At 68.6% G+C, this 21,470-nt stretch carries 20 protein-coding genes; 14 read left to right on the top strand and 6 right to left on the bottom strand.

The annotated features are described in order from the left end of the window. Positions 1-168 precede the first annotated feature (168 nt). Entirely contained in the window at positions 169-2,133 is a 1,965-nt protein-coding gene (mnmC, locus tag WS51_RS11175; RefSeq protein WP_069229210.1) for a bifunctional tRNA (5-methylaminomethyl-2-thiouridine)(34)-methyltransferase MnmC2/FAD-dependent 5-carboxymethylaminomethyl-2-thiouridine(34) oxidoreductase MnmC1, read from the bottom strand. Positions 2,134-2,522: 389 nt separating this feature from the next. On the opposite strand from mnmC, the gene WS51_RS11170 reads away from it, so the two are divergent. Then, the gene (locus tag WS51_RS11170; RefSeq protein ID WP_006401505.1) at positions 2,523-2,801 is read left to right on the top strand and encodes an HU family DNA-binding protein; all 279 of its coding nucleotides are present in this window, start codon (positions 2,523-2,525) and stop codon (positions 2,799-2,801) included. A gap of 133 nt (positions 2,802-2,934) precedes the next feature. On the opposite strand, the gene WS51_RS11165 is transcribed toward WS51_RS11170, so the two are convergent. Continuing rightward, a complete protein-coding gene (locus WS51_RS11165; RefSeq protein ID WP_069229209.1) occupies positions 2,935-4,236 on the bottom strand; it encodes a GTP-binding protein in 1,302 nt (433 codons plus the stop codon). A gap of 201 nt (positions 4,237-4,437) precedes the next feature. Next, entirely contained in the window at positions 4,438-4,887 is a 450-nt protein-coding gene (locus WS51_RS11160) for a lytic transglycosylase domain-containing protein (RefSeq protein ID WP_059505617.1), read from the bottom strand. 367 nt (positions 4,888-5,254) lie between these two features. On the opposite strand from WS51_RS11160, the gene gspD reads away from it, so the two are divergent. From gspD to gspF, 3 genes are read left to right on the top strand one after another with little or no spacing between them, the layout of a single operon-like run. Beyond that, positions 5,255-7,582, top strand: a complete 2,328-nt coding sequence (gspD, locus tag WS51_RS11155; RefSeq protein ID WP_069229208.1) for a type II secretion system secretin GspD — start codon at positions 5,255-5,257, stop codon at positions 7,580-7,582. Next, on the top strand, positions 7,579-9,078 hold the full coding sequence (gene gspE / locus WS51_RS11150) for a type II secretion system ATPase GspE (RefSeq protein ID WP_059452542.1): 1,500 nt from the start codon (positions 7,579-7,581) through the stop codon (positions 9,076-9,078). Before gspD ends, gspE begins: the two co-directional genes overlap by 4 nt. 4 nt (positions 9,079-9,082) lie before the next feature. Then, positions 9,083-10,300, top strand: a complete 1,218-nt coding sequence (gspF, locus tag WS51_RS11145; protein WP_059465960.1) for a type II secretion system inner membrane protein GspF — start codon at positions 9,083-9,085, stop codon at positions 10,298-10,300. A 30-nt stretch (positions 10,301-10,330) separates the two neighbouring features. On the opposite strand, the gene WS51_RS11140 is transcribed toward gspF, so the two are convergent. Then, complete coding sequence (locus tag WS51_RS11140; protein WP_059448336.1) at positions 10,331-10,741, bottom strand: type II secretion system protein N; 411 nt, start codon at positions 10,739-10,741, stop codon at positions 10,331-10,333. 177 nt (positions 10,742-10,918) lie between these two features. On the opposite strand from WS51_RS11140, the gene gspG reads away from it, so the two are divergent. The 8 genes from gspG to WS51_RS11100 are packed head-to-tail and all read left to right on the top strand — an operon-like array spanning position 10,919 to position 16,888. Further along, the gene (gene gspG, locus WS51_RS11135) at positions 10,919-11,371 is read left to right on the top strand and encodes a type II secretion system major pseudopilin GspG (RefSeq protein WP_059448335.1); all 453 of its coding nucleotides are present in this window, start codon (positions 10,919-10,921) and stop codon (positions 11,369-11,371) included. Positions 11,372-11,414: 43 nt separating this feature from the next. Further along, positions 11,415-11,957, top strand: coding sequence for a GspH/FimT family pseudopilin (locus WS51_RS11130; protein WP_059505733.1), 543 nt, complete (start codon positions 11,415-11,417; stop codon positions 11,955-11,957). Continuing rightward, entirely contained in the window at positions 11,954-12,358 is a 405-nt protein-coding gene (gspI, locus tag WS51_RS11125) for a type II secretion system minor pseudopilin GspI (protein WP_059448333.1), read from the top strand. Before WS51_RS11130 ends, gspI begins: the two co-directional genes overlap by 4 nt. Beyond that, positions 12,336-13,040 (top strand): PulJ/GspJ family protein, encoded by a 705-nt coding sequence (locus tag WS51_RS11120; protein ID WP_059546691.1) that lies wholly within the window; start codon positions 12,336-12,338, stop codon positions 13,038-13,040. Before gspI ends, WS51_RS11120 begins: the two co-directional genes overlap by 23 nt. 2 nt (positions 13,041-13,042) lie before the next feature. Next, positions 13,043-14,167 (top strand): type II secretion system minor pseudopilin GspK, encoded by a 1,125-nt coding sequence (gene gspK / locus WS51_RS11115; protein WP_069229965.1) that lies wholly within the window; start codon positions 13,043-13,045, stop codon positions 14,165-14,167. A gap of 24 nt (positions 14,168-14,191) precedes the next feature. Further along, the gene (gspL, locus tag WS51_RS11110) at positions 14,192-15,565 is read left to right on the top strand and encodes a type II secretion system protein GspL (protein WP_069229207.1); all 1,374 of its coding nucleotides are present in this window, start codon (positions 14,192-14,194) and stop codon (positions 15,563-15,565) included. Continuing rightward, positions 15,562-16,068 carry a type II secretion system protein GspM gene (gene gspM, locus WS51_RS11105; protein ID WP_059448337.1) on the top strand — a complete coding sequence of 169 codons (507 nt, stop codon included), beginning with the start codon at positions 15,562-15,564 and terminating at the stop codon, positions 16,066-16,068. The genes gspL and gspM overlap by 4 nt, the downstream gene beginning before the upstream one ends. A 31-nt stretch (positions 16,069-16,099) precedes the next feature. Beyond that, positions 16,100-16,888: a type II secretion system protein N gene (locus WS51_RS11100; RefSeq protein ID WP_069229964.1), complete on the top strand. Its 789-nt coding sequence runs from the start codon at positions 16,100-16,102 to the stop codon at positions 16,886-16,888. 27 nt (positions 16,889-16,915) lie between these two features. Here the strand turns inward: WS51_RS11100 and WS51_RS11095 are convergent, their stop codons facing one another. Together WS51_RS11095 and WS51_RS11090 are read right to left on the bottom strand one after the other, a co-directional pair. After that, a complete protein-coding gene (locus tag WS51_RS11095; protein WP_069229206.1) occupies positions 16,916-18,472 on the bottom strand; it encodes an efflux transporter outer membrane subunit in 1,557 nt (518 codons plus the stop codon). Between the two features lie 291 nt (positions 18,473-18,763). Then, on the bottom strand, positions 18,764-19,048 hold the full coding sequence (locus WS51_RS11090; protein WP_081053054.1) for a multidrug ABC transporter ATPase: 285 nt from the start codon (positions 19,046-19,048) through the stop codon (positions 18,764-18,766). A gap of 175 nt (positions 19,049-19,223) precedes the next feature. Between WS51_RS11090 and WS51_RS11085 the strand changes: the two genes are divergently transcribed. Both WS51_RS11085 and WS51_RS11080 read left to right on the top strand, forming a co-directional pair. Continuing rightward, on the top strand, positions 19,224-19,712 hold the full coding sequence (locus tag WS51_RS11085; RefSeq protein ID WP_069229205.1) for a MarR family winged helix-turn-helix transcriptional regulator: 489 nt from the start codon (positions 19,224-19,226) through the stop codon (positions 19,710-19,712). Between the two features lie 174 nt (positions 19,713-19,886). Then, the gene (locus WS51_RS11080; protein ID WP_059448326.1) at positions 19,887-21,449 is read left to right on the top strand and encodes a DHA2 family efflux MFS transporter permease subunit; all 1,563 of its coding nucleotides are present in this window, start codon (positions 19,887-19,889) and stop codon (positions 21,447-21,449) included. Positions 21,450-21,470 lie beyond the last annotated feature (21 nt).

Raw genomic sequence — 21,470 nt, 5'->3', positions numbered from 1 at the left:
TTGAGTTGAGCAACTTTCGGGCCGCTCGATGACTGTGCCGAGTTGCCCAGTTTACGTCCACTGTGATTGCACACGAACTGCGCGTGGATTCCGCGCGGTTATCCACAGCATCGAGTGGATAACCTTGCGCGAAAAAATCGAAGTACTGTGAGGATTCCGCCAGCGAGATCAGCCGATCTGGCGGCCGCGCAGTGCGCGGATCAGGAAACGGGCCGGGTCGACGGCATCGGCCAGTTCGCGCTCGAGCGGCAGCGGCTCGCCTTCGAGTTGCGATGCGATCAGCTCGGCGCCGAGCGCGGCCCATACGAGGCCGCGCGAACCGTAGCCGAACGCGCCGTAGAGGCCTGCGGTGCGTGGCAGGTCGCGCGCCTTCGCACCGCTCAGCGCGCGCGCGTTCGCGACGGTCTGCGCTTCGTCGGCAAGCGGGCCGATCACCGGCACGCGGTCCGCGACGACCCAGCGAAACGCGACGCGCCCGCGCAGCGTCCCGACGTCCGGTAATTCGCCGATGAGGCCGGGCAGCAGATGCCGCACACGCGCGATGTTTTCGACATGCCCGGCGGTGCGCAGCGTCGGATCGAGGTCGTCGGGCTCGAACGTTGCACCGATCAGCAGCGTGCCGTCGTCGAGCGGCACCGCGTAGCCGTCGCCGATCGCCGGGCACGGCAGTGGCGCCGTGCTGGCGGGCGGCAGCAGCGTGAGCTGGCCGCGCACCGGTTGCAGCGACACATGCCGCAGGCCCGCAAGACGCACGGCATCGCCCGCGTTCGCGAGCACGACGACCGGCGCTTCGGCGAGCGTCTCACCTGCCGCATCGACCGCGCGCCACGTGTGGCCATCACGCTCGAGTCGAGCGACTTCGGTGCCGGCCAGCAGCTTCACGCGCTCACCGGCGGCCGCAACTTGTGCGGCGCAAAGCCCGGCCGGCCAGACGGCGCCGCCGTGCGGAAACAGCAGGCCGCCGTGCGCGACTGGCAGGTTCAGATGCGCGCGCGCGGCCTCGGTGCCGAGCAACGACACGTATTCGGACGGCGCGCCGAGCGCGTCGAACGCAGCGCGCATCCGCACGAAATCGTCCTCCGATTCCGCGAGATGGATCATCCCGCGTGTGCTGCGCGCGAACGCGCGGCCCGCATGCTCGAGCGCGCGCCAGCGTGCGAGCGCATGCAGGAAACCGCTGCGCGTGAGGCGGCTCGCGACGTTGTCGTCGCGCGTCATCAGCGGATGGAATACGCCGGCCGGATTGCCCGATGCGTCGCTGGCGATCCGCGCGTGCCGCTCGATCAGCGTGACGTTCCAGCCGCGCGCGGCCAGCCGTTCGACGACCGCGCAGCCGGCCAGACCGGCGCCGATCACGATCGCCTCGCGCGCGGCAACCGGCAAGGCGCGCGGCGGTTCGTGCCGGCGCATCCGCCAGCGCGGCGCGTATTCGCCGACGCGTAATGCGGGCTCGCCTGCGCAATCGTCGACGTCGCGACTCGTGAAGCCCGTTTCCTCGAGTGCCTGTTTCAACGCGTCGTCGCGAGCGTGCGTCGCATAGGTCGCGCCAACGCCTGCGATGCGCGCGAGCGCGCGCGTGATGTCGGGCGACAACAGATCGCCGTGCGCGGCCTGCGCTGCGTTGCCATTGCCGAGATAGAACGCATCCGCGCATGCGACGAGCTGTTGCAACATGCCGAGCGCATCGCCGAACGCGAGCGTGAGCACCACGCGTCCTTCGTCGAATTCGAGACGGTGCAGGCCGGGTACGTGCATCGGCCACGCATCGACCAGTGCGTCGGCATTTTTCGAGATGGTTGTGTTCGCAACGATATGGGAAACGGCTCGCCGCAGGTCCTCGCGTGTGAACGGATGCGGTTCGATCGCGACGAAATGCAGCCGCTCGCAGCGTGCGGGATCGTCGCGCCACGCGGCCCACGTCGCGAGAAACCGGCCGCCTGCGCCGAAACCCGTCTCGACGATCGTGAACGTGCGGCGGCCCTGCCAGCGGGCCGGCAGCCCGTTGCCGGCGAGCATCCGGCCGGCGTGCGCGCGTGCGCGCGACACGTCGCGAGGGAGCTCGCCATACTCGGGCGAGACGAGAATGCCGTCGTCGCGGCGGGCGAGCGTGGCGGGAACGAGTCGGTCGGGCATGCGAAACAAAAAACGTGGCAGCCAAGCCTGGCAAGGGATTGCGCGGAGGCGTCCGGCGGGCCGTTGGCAAAAACCAACGGCGTTGCGCGACGGCGTGCCCGGCTGCGTATCCTGTCCGGTTGGCGCAGGTCAAAAAACGGGCAATCGACGATTCATTCGGCGAAATACCGATGAAAATCTTTGAAACCCTTGTCGTTATTGGGTTTGCGCTGCGCTATCATAGCAACGCCGTACCGCGGGGTGGCCGCCGGCAAGCCGGACGGCACGTCGCGCGGGCCAGGATTCGGCGCTGTGCCGTCGGAGTCTGACTCTCGACGGCACGGTTCGCGCACGTATAATCGGCGCGTTCGCGCTGTTCGTGTCAAACCTAACCTGAAAAAGGAACCTTAATGAACAAACAGGAACTGATCGACGCCGTCGCCGCCCAAACGGGCGCCAGCAAGGCTCAAACCGGCGAAACGCTGGACACGCTGCTCGAAGTCATCAAGAAGGCCGTGTCGAAGGGTGATGCGGTTCAGCTGATCGGCTTCGGCAGCTTCGGTTCGGGCAAGCGCGCAGCACGTACGGGCCGCAACCCGAAGACGGGCGAAACCATCAAGATCCCGGCAGCCAAGACGGTCAAGTTCACGGCTGGCAAGGCGTTCAAGGACGCCGTCAACAAGCGTTAATCCAGCGCCTGTTCCAAAAAAAACCCGCCTTCAGGCGGGTTTTTTGTTGGGCGCGCGCGGCATTTTCGCCACAGTTCGCGCCACTCTTGCAAGATTTAACGGTTGCCTTTCGCCGCTCGTTTTTTACCGTGCGTTACGCGTGGACGATCTGCGCGTCGGGATCGTCGTCGTCGTGCGCATCGACGTCCCATGCCGGGAACGGATCGTCGAACGCGCTCCATTGCGCCGCGCCGAGCGCGAATTCCGCATCGGTGAGCAGGCACGCATCGAGTTTCGCGCGCCATGCGTCGGCATCGAGTCCGATGCCGATCAGCACGAGTTCCTGACGGCGATCGCCGACCGAGCGGTCGTCGAGATCGCCCTGCCACTCCGTGCGAATTTCGGCGAGCAACTCGTCGTCGTCCGGCCATTCCGCGCGATCCTGCGCGGCCCACCAGAGACCTGCGGGGCCGTGCCGGCACACGCCGCCCGCCTGCGACAGCGAGCCCGCGATGTCGTTGCGCGTCGCGAGCCAGAAGAAGCCCTTGCTGCGCAACACGCCCGGCCACTCCTGATGCAGCAGCGCCCAGAGGCGTGCCGGATGAAACGGCCGGCGTGCACGGTAAACAAAATTGCCGATGCCGAATTCGTCGGCTTCGCCGTGCACGTGCCCGTGATGCGGATCGTGGTCGTCACCGTGCGCGTGATCATGATCGAGCGATGCGAGCCAGCCCGGCGCGTTCGCGGCTTCGTCGAAATCGAAGCGGCCGGTGTTCAGCACTTCGTCGAGCGGCACGTTGCCGAACGTCGACACGACCTGGTGCGCCCGCGGGTTGAGGCGTGCCAGGATGTGCTGCAGGCGTGCGAGTTCGTCCGCGCCGACGAGGTCGGCCTTGTTGATCACCAGCACGTCGCAGAATTCGATCTGCTCGATCAGCAACTCGACGAGCGTGCGATCGTCTTCGTCCGATGCGGCGATGCCGCGCGTCGCGAGCGCGTCGTCGGAGCCGTAGTCGCGCAGGAAGTTGTAGGCGTCGACCACGGTGATGAGCGTGTCGAGCCGCGCGACGCTCGACAGCGACGTGCCGTCGTCGTCGACGAACGTGAAGGTTTCGGCGATCGGCATCGGCTCCGCGATGCCGGTCGATTCGATCACGATCGCATCGAAGCGGCCCTCCGCCCCGAGATTGCGGATCTCGACGAGCAGGTCGTCACGCAGCGTGCAGCAGATGCAGCCGTTCGACATCTCGACGAGGCGCTCCTCGACGTGCGACAGCGCCTGCGCATCGCGCACGAGCGACGCGTCGATGTTGACTGCCGCGAGATCGTTGACGATCACGGCGACTTTCAGGCCCGCGCGGTTCGCGAGGATGTGATTGAGCAGCGTGGTCTTGCCGGCGCCGAGGAAACCGGACAGCACGGTGACGGGCAACGGCTGGTTCATTGCCGGATTCATAACGATTTGCACCAACGGAAAAGAGGGAAAAGCGGCCGCGGCGCCCTGGCGGGGCGCGATCGGCCCGGAGCCGGTCGCCCGGATCCCGTCGACCGCAGCCGGTCGACCGCAGCCGGTCGAAACCGCGGCGTGAGATTCGCATTGTGCATCAAACGCGCGCCGGCCGAGCGGCATGGCACCAGCCGGTGCTGCGGCGCCGCGTCACTGTTCGGGCGGCAGCAGCTTCCACTGGGCCAGGATCGCCGCAATCTGCCGCGCGTACTTGTCGCGCAGCGACGGCGTTTCGGAATGGTAAGCGCCGACGGCCTGCCATGTATTGCCGTAGCGATTCATCTTCTGGCGCAGATGCCACGCGGCGATGTAGACGTTCTTGCACGGCTGCATCAGCGTGTCGCGGCCGATGCCGTAGCGCGACAGCGTCGGCAGGTGGATCGAATTGATCTGCATCAGGCCGTAGTCGACCGAGCCGTTCGTGTTCTTGTTCAGCGCGTCGGGCCGGTTGCGCGACTCCTGCCACGCGATCGCGCGCAGGATCAGCGGATTGACCTTCTGGTACCGGGCGGCCTCGTCGAAACAATCCGCGCGAGCGTTTCCGCAGGCGAACCACGCGCCGGCGGCGATCAACGCGATCGAAGCAAACCGTCTGTTCATGTTGCGGAAACGAAAAGGAAATGACGCGAGGATCGGGAAAACCCGTGTTTCTTATTCGTACGACTGGAAACGCGCCGCCCGTATCATACCGAGAGTCCGTCATGCGGCGACCGGCGAAAGGCGGCAGCCCGTTTATACCGCATTTTCGTGTCGAGTCATCGCAAAATGACGACGGATGCCGGAATGACGAGGCATTGCCGAAGCCTTACATATTGCATACGGTGTGCCGGATACATGTCGTATGTGAGACAGTCCTCGGATCAATGTGATATTTCGGACATGAAAAACTGCTAATGTCGCGCCTTTAGGACCTGGATCCCAGCACTACCGCCGGAAGTGGCCTGAGCCGGCATCGACCCATTCATCCATGACAAGAAATCGCTTCGTTATGCGGCGCATCGCCACGACGCTGATGGTCGCCGGCATCATCGTCTCGCAGGCCGCCTACGCTCAGGTCACGCTCAATTTCGTGAATGCGGATATCGACCAGGTCGCCAAGGCGATCGGCGCCGCAACCGGCAAGACCATCATCGTCGACCCCCGCGTGAAGGGGCAGCTCAATCTCGTGGCCGAACGGCCGGTGCCGGAAGACCAGGCGCTGAAGACGCTGCAGTCGGCGCTGCGCATGCAGGGCTTCGCGCTCGTGCAGGATCACGGCGTGCTGAAGGTCGTGCCGGAAGCCGACGCGAAGCTGCAGGGCGTGCCGACCTATGTCGGCAATGCGCCGCAGGCGCGCGGCGACCAGATCATCACGCAGGTGTTCGAGCTGCACAACGAATCGGCGAACAACCTGCTGCCGGTGCTGCGGCCGCTGATCTCGCCGAACAACACGGTCACCGCCTACCCGGCGAACAACACGATCGTCGTCACCGACTACGCCGACAACGTGCGCCGCATCGCGCAGATCATCTCGGGTGTCGACAGCGCCGCGGGCGCGCAGGTGCAGGTCGTGCCGCTGCGCAACGCGAATGCGATCGACCTTGCCGCGCAGTTGCAGAAGATGCTCGACCCCGGCGCGATCGGCAACAGCGACGCGACGCTGAAGGTGTCGGTCACGGCCGATCCGCGCACCAATTCGCTGCTGCTGCGCGCATCGAGCGCGTCGCGCCTCGCCGCGGCGAAGCGCCTCGTGCAGCAGCTCGACGCGCCGAGCGCGGTGCCGGGCAACATGCACGTCGTGCCGCTGCGCAATGCCGACGCGGTGAAGCTCGCGAAGACACTGCGCGGGATGCTCGGCAAGAGCAGCAACGACAGCGGTTCGTCGGCGTCGTCCAACGATGCGAACAGCTTCAACCAGAACGGCGGCTCGTCGTCGAGCGGCAATTTCTCGACCGGCACGTCGGGCACCCCGCCGCTGCCGTCGGGCGGCCTCGGCGGTTCGTCGTCATCGTCGTACGGCAGCGGCGCGTCGGGCAGCGGCGGCATCGGCAGCGGCGGCCTGCTCGGCGGCGACAAGGACAAGGGCGACGACAACCAGCCGGGCGGGATGATCCAGGCCGACGCGGCCACCAACTCGCTGATCATCACCGCGTCCGACCCGGTCTACCGGAACCTGCGCTCGGTGATCGACCAGCTCGATGCGCGGCGTGCGCAGGTCTACATCGAAGCGCTGATCGTCGAGCTGAACTCGACGACGCAGGGGCAACTCGGGATCCAGTGGCAGGTCGCGAGCGGCCAGTTCCTCGGCGGCACGAACCTGGCCGCCGCGGCCGGCAACGTCGCGGGCAACAGCATCATCAACCTGACGACCGGCGGCACCGCGGCCAGCACCGGGCTCGCCGCCAATCTGTCGAGCCTGAACCAGGGCCTCAACATCGGCTGGCTGCACAACATGTTCGGCGTGCAGGGGCTCGGCGCGCTGCTGCAGTATTTCTCGGGCGTGAGCGACGCGAACGTGCTGTCGACGCCGAACCTGATCACGCTCGACAACGAGGAAGCGAAGATCGTCGTCGGCCAGAACGTGCCGATCGCGACCGGTTCGTACTCGAACCTGACGAGCGGCACCACGAGCAATGCGTTCAACACGTACGACCGTCGCGACGTCGGCCTGACGTTGCACGTAAAGCCGCAGATCACCGATGGCGGCATCCTGAAGCTGCAGCTCTATACGGAAGACTCGGCGGTCGTCAGCGGCACCACCAACTCGCAGACGGGCCCGACCTTCACGAAGCGCTCGATCCAGTCGACGATCCTCGCCGACAACGGCGAGATCATCGTGCTCGGCGGCCTGATGCAGGACAACTACCAGGTGTCGAACAGCAAGGTGCCGCTGCTCGGCGACATTCCGTGGATCGGGCAGCTGTTCCGCTCGGAATCGAAGCAGCGGCAGAAGACGAACCTGATGGTGTTCCTGCGCCCGGTGATCATCTCCGATCGCGGCACCGCGCAGGAAGTCACCGCAAACCGCTACGACTACATCCAGGGCGTGACGGGTGCGTACAAGTCGGACAACAACGTGATCCGCGACAAGGACGATCCGGTCGTCCCGCCGATGCCGATCGGTCCGAGCCAGGGCGGCACGGCCGCCGGCAACCTGTTCGATCTCGACAAGATGCGCCGCCAGCAGCTGCAGCGCCAGGTCGCGCCCGTGCCGGCGCAGCCGTTGCCGGAGGCGACGCCCGCGCAATCGCAGGGCGTGCCGCAGCAGGCGGTGCCGCAACAGCCGCTGACCACCGCACCGGGAGCGTCGCAGTGAGCGACGTGCTCGCGTCCTCCGCCCACGACGGCGCGCCGGGCGAACGGCAGCCGCCGTCGCCGCTCGCCGCGCGCCTGCTGCCGTACGGCTTCGCGAAGAGCGGCCAGGTGCTGATCGCGCACCAGCTCGACGACACGCTCGAGGTGTGGATCAGCGAGCGCACGAGCGATGCGGCGCTCGCCGAGATCGCGCGCAACTTCGGTTCGATCTCCGTGCATCGTGTGCCGGCCGACGAGCTCGCGCAGGCGATCAACCAGGCATACGCGCGCCAGGACGGCAGCGCGGCGCAGATCGTCGGCGAGGTCGAAGGCGAAGTCGATCTGTCCCGGCTGATGCAGGACATCCCCGAAGTCGAGGATCTGCTCGAGTCGGAAGACGACGCGCCGATCATCCGGATGATCAACGCGTTGCTCACGCAAGCGGCGCGCGAACAGGCATCGGACATTCACATCGAGCCGTTCGAGAATGCGTCGGTCGTGCGGTTTCGCGTCGACGGCACGCTGCGCGACGTCGTGCGCCCGAAGAAGGCGCTGCACGGCGCGCTGATCTCGCGGATCAAGATCATGGCGCAGCTCGACATCGCCGAGAAACGCCTGCCGCAGGACGGCCGCATCACGCTGCGCGTCGGCGGCCGGCCGGTCGACGTGCGCGTGTCGACGCTGCCGACCGGGCACGGCGAACGCGCAGTGCTGCGTCTGCTGGAAAAGGATGCGCAACGCCTGAACCTCGAAGCGCTCGGGATGGGCCGCGACACGCTCGTGCAGTTCGACAAGCTGATCGGCCGCCCGCACGGAATCGTGCTGGTGACGGGCCCGACCGGCTCGGGCAAGACGACCACGCTGTATGCATCGATGTCGCGGCTCGAAACGGCGACGACCAACATCATGACGGTCGAGGATCCGATCGAATACGACTTGTCCGGCATCGGCCAGACGCAGGTGAACGAGCGGATCGGGATGACCTTCGCCCGCGCGCTGCGCTCGATCCTGCGCCAGGACCCGGACGTCATCATGATCGGCGAAATCCGCGACCTCGAAACCGCGCAGATCGCCGTGCAGGCGTCGCTGACGGGCCACCTTGTGCTCGCGACGCTGCACACGAACGACGCGGCGTCGGCCGTCACGCGCCTGACCGACATGGGCGTCGAGCCTTACCTGCTCGCGTCGTCGCTGCTCGGGGTGCTCGCACAGCGCCTGGTGCGCCAGCTCTGCCCGGTCTGCAAGGAAGAGCGGCACGAGGACGGCCGCACCGTGTGGCATCCGGTCGGCTGCGACAAGTGCGGGCATTCGGGCTATACGGGCCGGCGCGGCGTGTACGAACTGCTGGTGGTCGACGATTCGATCCGCTCGCTGATTCACCGCAACGCGGCCGATGCGGAGATTCTCGCCGCGGGCCGCGCGCAAGGCATGCGCACGCTGCGCGACGACGCCGAACGCTGGCTCGCGGCCGGCGCGACGTCGCTCGAGGAAGTGCTGCGCGTGACGGGAGGCGCATAGCGCGATGCCGGCATTCCGCTTCGAAGCAATCGATTCGGCGGGGCGCGCGCAGAAGGGCGTGATCGATGCCGACAGCGCGCGGTCCGCGCGCGGCCAGCTGCGCACGCAGGGGCTCACGCCGCTCGTCGTCGAGCCGGCCGCGAGCGCGACGCGCGGCGCGCGCTCGCAGCGCCTCGCGTTCGGCCGCAAGCTGTCGCAGCGCGAGCAGGCGATCCTCACGCGCCAGCTTGCGAGCCTGCTGATCGCCGGGCTGCCGCTCGACGAGGCGCTCGGCGTGCTCACCGAGCAGGCCGAGCGCGACTACATCCGCGAACTGATGGCCGCGATCCGCGCGGAAGTGCTCGGCGGCCATTCGCTTGCGAATGCGCTGGGCCAGCATCCGCGCGATTTCCCGGAAATCTACCGCGCGCTCGTCGCGGCGGGCGAGCACACCGGCAAGCTCGGCATCGTGCTGTCGCGCCTCGCCGACTACATCGAACAGAGCAACGCGCTGAAGCAGAAGATCCTGCTGGCGTTTACGTATCCGGGAATCGTCACGCTGATCGCGTTCGGCATCGTCACGTTCCTGCTGAGCTACGTCGTGCCGCAGGTCGTCAACGTGTTCGCGAGCACGAAGCAGCAGCTGCCGGTGCTGACGATCGTGATGATGGCGCTGTCGGATTTCGTCCGGCACTGGTGGTGGGCGATCCTGATCGCGGTCGCGCTCGTCGTGTGGTTCGTGAAGGCGACGCTGTCGCGCGACGGGCCCAGGCTCGCGTTCGACCGCTGGGTGCTGACCGCGCCGCTCGCGGGCAAGCTGGTGCGCGGCTACAACACGGTGCGCTTCGCGAGCACGCTCGGCATTCTCACTGCGGCCGGCGTGCCGATCCTGCGCGCGTTGCAGGCGGCCGGCGAGACGCTGTCGAACCGCGCGATGCGCGCGAACATCGACGATGCGATCGTGCGCGTGCGCGAAGGCTCCGCGCTGTCGCGCGCGCTGAACAACGTGAAGACGTTTCCGCCGGTGCTCGTGCACCTGATCCGTTCCGGCGAGGCGACCGGCGACGTGACGACGATGCTCGACCGCGCGGCGGAAGGCGAGGCGCGCGAGCTCGAGCGGCGCACGATGTTCCTGACGAGCCTGCTGGAGCCGCTCCTGATCCTCGCGATGGGCGGCATCGTGCTCGTGATCGTGCTGGCCGTGATGCTGCCGATCATCGAGCTGAACAACATGGTGCAGTGACGGCCCGGGCAGCGGCCGGGCCGCCGCCGTTCAGCGCATGTAGATCGCGGGGGACGGCGTGTTCGCGGGAAGCTGGATTTCGGCGCGGGCGCCGTTGCGGTCGACGATGATCGAGCGGCTGCGGACTTCGGCGAGCTTCGCGCCGGGCGTGACCTCCGCGCCGAGCGACACGGCACGCGGCGGTTCGCCGCCGACGCCGACGATCGCGGCGCCGCCATGATCGAGCGCGAGAATGCCGAACAGGTGGATGTCCTGCACGGGATTCTTGTCGAGCTGTCCGCCGAAGAGCGCGGCGGCGTCCTCGGTGCGGATCGGCAGCCGCGCGGCGGCGGCGGGCAGCGGCGCTTCGCGGGCCGACAGCGTGACGACCCAGTAGGTGGCCGTTGCGCACAAACCCGCGAAGAGGGCTAGGGAGAGGATCCGGATCGAGAGCGCGTTCATGCGCGCTATTGTACGGATGTATATGAAATTTGCGTTGGGTGAAAGCCCTCGGCAATGCGCGCCTTACAATGCGTGCTCCGCGCCCGGGGAAACGGAAGCCGGCCGTCAGGCAAGCGTCCGGAATGCCGCGGGTGCGTCACTCAATCGACGACATTTTTTGGAAAGAGGTAGTCAGTCATGCAAACGTGGATCACTCGCCGCAATGCGGCCGTGCGCCGTCAGCGCGGTTTCACGCTGATCGAGATCATGGTGGTGGTCGCGATCCTCGGGATCCTCGCGGCACTGATCGTGCCGAAGATCATGAGCCGTCCCGACGAGGCGCGCCGTATCGCCGCGAAGCAGGACATCGGCACGATCATGCAGGCGCTCAAGCTGTACCGTCTCGACAACGGCCGCTATCCGACCCAGGAACAGGGCCTGAACGCGCTGATCCAGAAGCCGACCACCGATCCGATCCCGAACAACTGGAAGGACGGCGGCTATCTCGAGCGCCTGCCGAACGATCCGTGGGGCAACGGCTACAAGTACCTGAACCCGGGCGTGCACGGCGAGATCGACGTGTTCAGCTACGGCGCCGACGGCAAGGAAGGCGGCGAGAACAACGATTCCGACATCGGCTCGTGGCAGTAAGCGTGCGCTGACCGGCCCGGCCTTCTCCCCCGCTCCTCACGCCATGCCCGCCCTTCGCACGCCCTTGCGCTCCGCTCGCGCCCGCCGCGATGCCCGCGACGGCCGCGTGCGTCGCGGCGCGGCCGTGACCGCCGCGCGTGCGCGCGGCTTCACGCTGCTCGAGATGCTGGTCGTGCTCGTGATCGCGGGCCTGCTGGTGTCGCTCGCGTCGCTGTCGCTCACGCGCAATCCGCGCACCGACCTGCGCGAGGAAGCGCAGCGCATCGCGCTGCTGTTCGAGACGGCCGGCGACGAAGCGCAGGTGCGTGCGCGCCCGATCGCGTGGCAGCCGACCGCGCACGGCTTCCGTTTCGACGTGAGCTCGGCCGACGGCTGGCGCACGCTGCGCGACGACGTGCTGCGCCCGCGCGACTGGGACGGCGGCGTCACGGGCGCCGACATCGATTATCCCGGGTCCGACACGCGCGCGAGCCGTGTCGTGTTCGGCATCGAAAGCATCGACACGCCGGTGCGCGTGACGCTGCATTCGGCGGTCGGCAGCGCGACGATCGTCGGCACCGGCAACGGTCGCTACGAGGTGCAATGACGATGCGTCGTCGCGTGCCCTTCCCGCTTGCTTCCCGAGGCTTCACGATGATCGAGGTGCTAGTCGCGCTCGCGATCATCGCGGTCGCGCTCGCCGCGTCGATCCGCGCGGTCGGCACGATGGCGACCAATGCGTCCGATCTTCATCGGCGGTTGCTCGCCGGCTGGAGTGCCGACAACGCGCTCGCGCAGCTGCGCCTCACGCACGCGTGGCCGGAGGTCGGCGAGCAGAGTTTCGACTGCTCGCAAGGCAACGTGCAGCTGGTCTGCACGCAGCGCGTGAGCACGACGCCGAACCCGGTGTTCCGGCGCGTGCAGATGTCGGTGAGCATGCCGGGCCACGCCGGCGTGCTCGCGCAAATGGTGACGGTGGTCGCGAATGAAACCAGCCGCCCGCTCTGACGCGCCGATGCGGCCCCGGCCCGTGCGTCGCGCCGGAGCGCGCCGCGCGCGCGGCTTCACGCTGATCGAACTGATGATCGCGATCGCGATCCTCGCGGTCGTCGCGATCCTCTCGTGGCGCGGGCTCGACCAGATCATGCGCGGCCGCGACAAAGTTGCGTCCGCGATGGAGGACGAGCGCATCTTCGCGCAGATGTTCGACCAGATGCGCATCGACGCGCGGCTCGCCGCCACCGACGACGAAGCCGGCCAGCCGGCGATCGGCGTCGCCGGCAACACGCTGCAGATCGTGCGCGAACTCGACGTGCCGGGCGCCGCGCCGCGGCTGCAGGTGGTCCGCTACCGGATCGCGGGCGGGCGCGTCGTGCGCTATGCGTCGCCGCCGCTCGACGACGCGAACCGCCTGCGCGACGTGCTGAAGGACAGCAGCGTCGACGGCTGGAGCTGGGTCGCGCTGATGGGCGGCGTCGGCGCGATCGACGCGAAGCTGTACGTGCCGCGCGTCGGCTGGACCACCAACCTGCAGGCGGCCAGCGACGCGCTGTCGCAGAACAACGATGCGCTGAAGGTGCCGCAGATCGGCAACGCGCCGCCCACACGCGCGGTTACGGGGCTGCAGGTCAGCATCGGCGCGACGTCGCTGCGCGTGCCCGTCACCCGCATCTTCCTCGTCGGGGAATGACGATGCGCGCGCGCCCTCACCATTCCCGGTTCGCCGCTCGCGATGGCGCACGCGCGCCCGCACGCAAGCGCCGCGAGCGCGGTGCGGCGATCATCACCGCGCTGCTCGTGGTCGCACTGTCGGCGATCCTCGTGTCGGGGATGCTGTGGCGCCAGCAGGTGCAGATTCGCCGCATCGAGAACCAGCGCGTGATCGCGCAGGCGCAGTGGGTCGCGCGCGGCGCGCTCGACTGGACGCGCATGATCCTGCGCTCCGAAGGCGACACGGCGCCCGGCATCACCTACCTCGGCGGAATCTGGGCCGTGCCGATCGCGAAGACCAAGCTGTCGGACTTCCTCGGCCGGATCGGCGCGCCGAACGACAACGGCGGCGAAGACACCTACATCTCCGGATCGATCGAGGACGCGCAGGCGAAGTACAACCTGCGCAACCTCGTGTCGTCGCCGGCGCCGGGCGTGCTGCAGTTGAACGTGATTCAGCTCCAGGCGTTCCAGCGGCTGCTGACGACGCTCGGCTACGACGGCGCGTTCGCGAAGCGGATCGCGCTGCAGATGCGCGCCGGCCTGATGCACTCGGCAACGCGTTTCCAGACGCCGACGCTGCCCGGCGCCGGGACGGCCGCGACCGCGCCGGTGGCCGGCGGCGACATGGCCGGCAACTTCACCGACGAACCGGGGATGTCGGACACCGAGCGCGGGCCCGCGCCGCTCGTGATGACCGGCGTCGACAGCCTGCTCGACGTCGACGGCGTGACGCCCGAGATGGTCGCGCGGCTGCGCCCGTTCGTCACCGTGTTGCCGACCACCACGCCGGTGAACATGAACACCGCGCCGGCCGAGGTGATCGCGGCGCTGGTGCCGGGGATGAGCGTGTCGTCCGCGCAGGCCCTCGTGTCGCGCCGCGAGACGGTATTTTTCCGCAACGTCGGCGACGTGCAGCTCGCGCTGCGCGGCGCCGGCGCGCCGAACGTGACGATCGACTCCAGCCTCGTCGACGTCAATTCGAGCTATTTCATCGTGCATGGCCGGATTCAGCACGATCGCGCGGAGGTCGATCGCACCTCGCTCGTGTATCGTGATTCGACCACGCACTCGACGCGGGTCGTGCGCATCCGCGACCAGCTATAACGACGCCATTCGGGAGAGGAGCTCTTGAGCACGCTGATTGTTTCTTTGCCGCCGCGCGAGCCGGCCGTGCCGTTGCAGGAATGGCAGTGGCCCGAGCTGCCGTTCACGCTCGTGGACAAGGCCGGCCACGTGCAGCGCGCGGGCCGCGCCGCGCTCGCGCTGCTGCCGCGCGCGAACGCGACGGTGCTGATCGTCGCCGCGCGCGACGTGCTGCTGCTGGCCGCGACCGTGCCGCCGCTCAAGGGGCCGAAGCTGCGCCAGGCGCTACCCAACATCGTCGAGGATCAGTTGATCCAGGATCCGCTCGGCTGCCATATCGCGCTCGATCCGGTCGCGCTGCCCGACGGCCGGCGCGTGCTGGCGGTCGTCGATCGCGCGTGGTTCCGCGCGATCTGCGACGCGTTCACCGCGGCCGGCCACCGGCACCTGAGCGCGGTGCCCGCGACGCGCTGCCTGCCCGCACCGCGCGCAGCGGCGGCGGACACGGCGTCCGATGCGGCGGCCGACGATGACGCCGCGCCAGCCGGGGCGATCGCCGATGCGACCGAACCCGTCGCGCGGCCCGTCGCGGTTGCCGCGGTGCTGGGGCTCGCCACCGCGGTCGAGCCGGCGCTCGTCGAAGCCGGCGCGCAGCCGGCGATGGCCGGTGCGCCGCGTCTCGAACTGGCGATCGCGCGCGGTGCGCTCGGCGAAGGTTTCGCGGCGCCCGCGTCGCGGGCCGGCGGCACGCTCGCCGCGCTGTCGGGCGGCGCCGAAATCGAACTCTACGAGCTCGGTGAACCGGGCGCGGAACCGCGCCTCGCATCGGTCGGGCACGCGGATGCCCCGCTGCTGCCCGGTGCGCAGCCGCTGCCGTTCGACGCATTCGCGCGACGCGCGCTCGCCGAGCGCTTCGATCTGTGCCAGTTCGAATTCGAATCGCAGCCGTGGCGCTTCGACCGCGCGACGGTGAAGCGCCTGCGCGTGCCGATCGCACTCGTGGCGGCCACGCTCGGCGTCGCGGTGATCGGGATGAACCTGCACTGGTGGAAGCTGTCGCGCGAGCGCGATGCGTTGTCCGCGCAGATCACCGAGACGCTGCTGTCGGCCTTCCCGAAGACGACGACGGTGCTCGATCCGCCCGCGCAGATGCAGCGTCAGCTCGACCAGCTGCGCCTGGCGGCGGGCGAGCTGTCGCCGAACGATTTCCTCGCGCTGGCGAGCGGGCTGTCGCGTTCGATGGGCGCGCTGCCGCTGAACGGAATCGCGTCGCTCGATTATCACGACCGGCGGCTCGACGTCGGCTTCAAGCCGGAGGTCAAGGTCGACCCCGATTTCCCGCAGCGTCTCGCGCGCAACGGGCTGGCCGGCGAAGTCGACAGCAGCACCGGCAAATGGACGATCCGGAGCCGCTCATGAAGACCGAACAACTGAACCAGACGCTGGCCCAGTTCTGGGGCGAACGCACGCCGCGCGAGCGGACGCTGCTCGGCTGGGGCGGCGCCGTGCTGGCTGTCGCGATCGCGTATTCGGTGCTGTGGTCGCCCGCGCAGGAAGGCCGCGCGCGGATCCGCCACGAACTGCCGACGATGCGCCGCGAGCTTGCGCAGATGACCGCGCAGGCCACCGAGGCGAAGTCGCTGACGGCCGCCGCGCAAGGCGTCGCGCCGACCGGTCTCGCGCTGAAGGACGCGCTCGCCGCGTCGCTGTCCGATCACGGGCTGCAGGGCGCGCAGGTGCAGGTCGTCGGCAACGGCGTGCAGGTCCAGATGAAGAACGTGGCGTTCCCGGCGTGGACGCAGTGGCTCGACGACGCGCGCCGGCAGTTCAAGGTGCAGGTCGGCGAAGCGCACGTGACCGCGCTGAAGGAAGACGGCCAGGTCGACCTCACGGCCGTGATGCAACCCTCGATGCAGAAATGACGCAGTGGATGAAACGAACGGCGGTCGGCCGATGAGGCCTGGAGTCCGGCGGCTCGTCGCCGCATTGCCGTGGGCGGCGGCCGGCACGCTCGCGACGGCGCTGACGCTCGTCGCGCTCGCGCCGGCCGCGTGGATCGCACCGCAGTTCGCGCGCGCGACCGGCGGGCACGTGAATCTCGTCGATCCGGACGGATCGCTGTGGCACGGTTCGGGCACGCTGATGCTCGCGCCGGGCGCGGACCAGAGCGCGGCGACGCTGCTGCCCGGCCGGGTCGAATGGACGACGGGCTTCTGGCCGCTCCTGACCGGGCGCGTGCGCATGCGCATGCGGCAGACGGAAGCGATGCCCGAGCCCGTCACGCTCGACGCGACGTGGCGCGGCGCGGTACTCTCGGCGGGCTCGATGGCCGTGCCCGCGTCGCTGCTCGCCGGGCTCGGCACGCCGTTCAACACGCTCGACCTGCAAGGCGACGTGCGGCTCGGCTGGACCGACTGGCGCGTGATCGGCAACAACGCGTTCGGCCAGCTGACGGTCACGATCGATTCGATGAGTTCGCGCGTGTCGCGCGTGAAGCCGCTCGGCTCGTACCGTGCGGTGCTGCAGGCGAAGGGCTCGGGCGCCGATCTCGACCTGTCGACGACGCAGGGCCCGCTGTTCCTCGACGGGCACGGCAGCTTCGGCCCCGGCCAGGGTTCGTTTCGCGGCACCGCGCATGCGGCGCCCGAGCAGCAGGCGAACCTCGCGGGGCTGCTGAACCTGCTCGGCCATCCGATCGGCAACAACCAGGTGTCGCTGATCTTCGGCGACGCGACGCGCTGACGCGCGCCACGCTCCCCTTTTCCCGACTTACTTCTGCGCGAGCGGTGCGGCCGCCGACGGTGCGGTCGCGGCCGGCGCAGCCGCACCGGATGCCGGCGCCGGCGCTGCCACGTCGCCCGTTTCGCGCGCCATGTCCGACGCATCCCAGCCGCCGCCGAGCGCCTTCACGAGGCCGACCGACGACACCATCCGCTGGCCGGCGATCGTCGCGAGCTTCTGCCGCGCGGTGAACGCGGTGGTCTGCGCGGTCAGCACGTTCAGGTACGCGACCGTGCCGGCCTTGTACTGATTCGTGACGATCGCGAGCGCGTGCTCGGCGCTGTCGACGGCTTGCCGCTGCACGTCGACCTCCTGCGCGAGGATGCGCTGCGACGCGAGGTTGTCCTCGACGTCCTGGAACGCGCTGAGCACCGCGAGGCGGTACGCGGCGACGTCCTGGTCGTAGGTCGCGCGCGCGGCGTCGGTCTGCGCGGCACGCAGGCCGGCGTCGAACAGCGTCGCGGCGAGCTGCGGGCCGACCGTCCAGAATCGCGCGGGCAGCGTGAACAGCTGCGACCATACCGAGCTCTGGAAGCCGCCGCTGGCCGACAACGTGAGCGTCGGGAAGAACGCGGCGATCGCGACGCCGATCTGCTCGTTCGCCGCAGCCGCGCGGCGCTCGGCCGCCGCGATGTCGGGCCGGCGCTCGAGCAGCGCGGACGGCACGTCGACCGGCGTGATCGGCGGTTCCGCCGCGAGCGGGTTCGGCGGCAGCGAGAACGTCGATGCCAGTTCGCCGATCAGCGTCGCGATCGCATGCTCGTACTGCGCGCGCGCGACGCCGTTGTCGATCGACGCGGCCTGCGCGCTCTGCAGCTGCGTCTGCGCCTGGATCACGTCCGCGCGCGCGGCGACGCCCTGCGCGTACTGGTTCTGCGTGAGCCGCAGCGATTCGCCGTACGACTTCACGGTGTCGTCGAGCAGCTTCTGCAGCGCATCGGACGTGCGCAGCTGAAAGTAAGTCTGCGCGAGCAGCGCCTGCTGCGAGAGCCGCGCGTTCGCGAGATCGGCCGCGGCGGCCGCCTCGCCGGCGCGCTGCGCGCTGACGCTGCGGCTCACCTTGCCCCACAGGTCGGGCTCCCAGCTCGCATCGAGACCGACGCTGTAGCTGTTGCCGATCGACGAGCTGCTGCCGAAGCTCGACGCGCTCGACGACGTGGACGTGCGCCCCGTGCGCGAGCGCGAGCCCGACGCGGTCAGCCCGACGGTCGGGAAGTATGCGGCACGTGCCTCGGCGACAAGCGCGCGGGCCTGCCGGTACGCGGCGGCCGATTGCGCGATGGTCTGGTTCGATGCATTGAGCTTGCCGATCAGCGCGTCGAGCTGCGGATCGTTGTAGACGGTCCACCATGGGCCGCGGTCGGCCCGGTCGGCGGGCTGCGCGACCTTCCAGCCGGCCGGCGCTTCCTTGAAGGCGGCGGGGATCGACGTGTCGGGCCGGTGATAGTCGGGCCCGACGGCGCAGCCGGCGAGCAGCACGGCCGTCGCAACGGCGACGGCGGCGCTCAGCGGGCGAAGGGCGCGCGGGAGGGGGGCATACGGCATCGTGGTATTCCTGTCTGGGCGCGAGGGCCGGCGAGCGGCGTCGCGCGATGCGGTCGTCGTGCCGCTGGCGGACAAATGGTAACTGACGGCGGGAAAGCTGCGCAGCCCTAAGGGTACGGTGCGCGGCGGCCCGAATGTGTTACCGGCGCGGCCGGCCGGTTTACCGGTCATTACGGATCGCTTGCGCGCGAGACGAGCAACGAACGTCGCGCGAACGGCGCCGGCCCATGCGGAAGCAGCCGGCGTTCAGGCGTTCCGGCGTTCAGGCGGGACGACGGGGGCAGCGCGGTGTCAGTGGCAGTGCACGGGTACCGGGCCGGGCTCGGCGGCCGGCCGCCATGTCGACGGCTCCGTTGCCGCCGGCTGGCTCGCGCGGCGCGCGGAGTGCTTCGCGTTGCGCTGCCGGCGATGATCGAACCATGCGAACCCGAGCGCCGCGAGCGATCCGCCCGGTACCACCAGCATCGTCACGTACAGCGCGATCTTCCAGCCGCGGTGCGGCCCGGAGAACACATGATGAGCGGTATCGGTCAGGTTGCGGCGCAGTGCGCCGGCGGCATTTTTCAGGAACAGCATCGCGAACATCCTCGGGTGCCCGTCAGTGCGGGCCAGGCGGTCAGAACATCGTCTCCGGCAGTGCAACATGCACGTCGTAACTGGTTGCCTGAAATAATATTGACTAAGCAATCATTTTTCAAGATACTGGGCGCGTTCTGACCTGAAACGCACTGTTGCTGCGCGCGCAATTCGCATGAACGGCGGCCTCTACGATCCCGACACCATCGCGCTGGAGACGAGCCTCGGTTACTACCTGACCAAGGCCCGGCAGGCGCTCGTCGAGCGAATGGACCGCGCACTCGAGCCGTACGATCTCACCGCGCAGCAGATCGGCGTGATCCTGCTGCTGTCGCGCGGCTATGCGCGCACGCCGTTCGAACTGTCGCGCAAGATGTCTTACGACAGCGGTTCGATGACCCGGATGCTCGACCGTCTGGAGCGCAAGGGCCTGGTCGCACGCTCGCGCAGCGAACAGGACCGTCGCGTGATCGAGCTGACGCTGACCGACCGCGGCGCCGAAGCGGCCCGCGCGCTGCCGTCGCTGATCGCAACGGCGCTGAATGCGCAGCTTGCCGGCTTCTCGGCCGACGAACTGGCGTTGCTCACCGGCCTGCTGCAGCGGTTCATCGCGAACGGGCCCGGCCACACCGGCTGCCCGAAGCCCGACGAACCGGACTGCTGAGCGCGGAGGCCCGATGTCTAGGTTAAGCATTCGCTTATTTCTCTGTCTGGGCAGAAGATGACAAGGCACGTGCTCCGTCTCTTCCCTCACTCGTTCCAACCAGCCGGGCCGCGCGGTATCGTGCGCCCGTGCGCCGTGCCGGCGCGTCGCGCGCGCCGCGTCTAGGAGATTCCGATGTCCTCTACCACGGCATCCGCCGCGCCCCCTGCCGCCGAACCCGCGCCGCTGACCGGCGGCGCGCTCGCGCTCCTCACCGTCGGGCTCGCGCTCGGCACCTTCATGGAAGTGCTCGATACGTCGATCGCGAACGTCGCGGTGCCCACCATCTCGGGCAGCCTCGGCGTCGCGACGAGCGAAGGCACGTGGGTGATCTCGTCGTATTCGGTTGCGTCCGCGATCGCGGTGCCGCTGACCGGCTGGCTCGCGCGGCGGGTCGGCGAAGTGCGGCTGTTCACGCTGTCGGTGCTCGCGTTCACGATCGCGTCGGCGCTGTGCGGGCTCGCGGAGAATTTCGGGACGCTGATCGCGTTCCGGCTGCTGCAGGGCCTCGTGTCGGGGCCGATGGTGCCGCTGTCGCAGACGATCCTGATGCGCAGCTATCCGCCCGCGAAGCGCGGGCTCGCGCTCGGGCTATGGGCGATGACGGTGATCGTCGCGCCGATCTTCGGCCCGTTGCTGGGCGGCTGGATCAGCGACAACTACACGTGGCCGTGGATCTTCTACATTAACCTGCCGATCGGGATTTTTTCGGCGGCCTGCGCGTACTTCCTGCTGCGCGGCCGCGAGACGAAGACGACGAAGCAACGGATCGACGCGGTCGGTCTCGCGCTGCTCGTGATCGGCGTGTCGTGCCTGCAGATGATGCTCGACCTCGGCAAGGACCGCGACTGGTTCAACTCGACCTTCATCGTCGCGCTCGCGCTGATCGCGGTGGTGTCGCTGGCGTTCATGCTCGTGTGGGAAGCAACCGAGAAGGAACCGGTGGTCGATCTGTCGCTGTTCAAGGACCGCAACTTCGCGCTCGGCGCGATGATCATCTCGTTCGGCTTCATGGCGTTCTTCGGCTCGGTCGTGATCTTCCCGCTGTGGCTGCAGACGGTGATGGGCTACACGGCCGGCAAGGCCGGCCTCGCGACCGCGCCGGTCGGGCTGCTCGCGCTGGTGCTGTCGCCGCTGATCGGCCGCAACATGCACCGGCTCGACCTGCGGATGGTCGCGAGCTTCGCGTTCATCGTGTTCGCGGGCGTGTCGATCTGGAACTCGACGTTTACGCTCGACGTGCCGTTCAACCACGTGATCCTGCCGCGGCTCGTGCAGGGCATCGGCGTCGCGTGCTTCTTCGTGCCGATGACGACGATCACGCTGTCGAGCATCTCCGACGAGCGGCTCGCGAGCGCGTCGGGGCTGTCGAACTTCCTGCGCACGCTGTCGGGGGCGATCGGCACCGCGGTCAGCTCGACGTTCTGGGAGAACGACGCGATCTACCATCACGCGCGGCTGTCGGAATCGGTGAGCGTCTACGCGCAGAACACGACCGACTACCAGGGCGCGCTCGCGCAGCTCGGGATCCTCGGGCAGACGGCCAACGCGCAGCTCAACCAGCTCGTCACGCAGCAAGGCTTCATGATGGCGACCAACGACTTCTTCCACCTGTCGGCGGGCGTGTTCATCGCACTCGCCGCGCTCGTGTGGATCACGAAGCCGCGGAAGGGCGCGGGGCCGGCGATGGGGCATTGAACGCACGGAGGGCGGCGCCGG

It is taken from the genome of Burkholderia territorii (genome assembly GCF_001718335.1).
Classification (GTDB): Bacteria; Pseudomonadota; Gammaproteobacteria; order Burkholderiales; family Burkholderiaceae; genus Burkholderia; species Burkholderia territorii.
The sequence above is the reverse complement of the archived record's forward strand: the minus strand, read 5'-3'. Positions and strand labels throughout refer to the sequence as shown.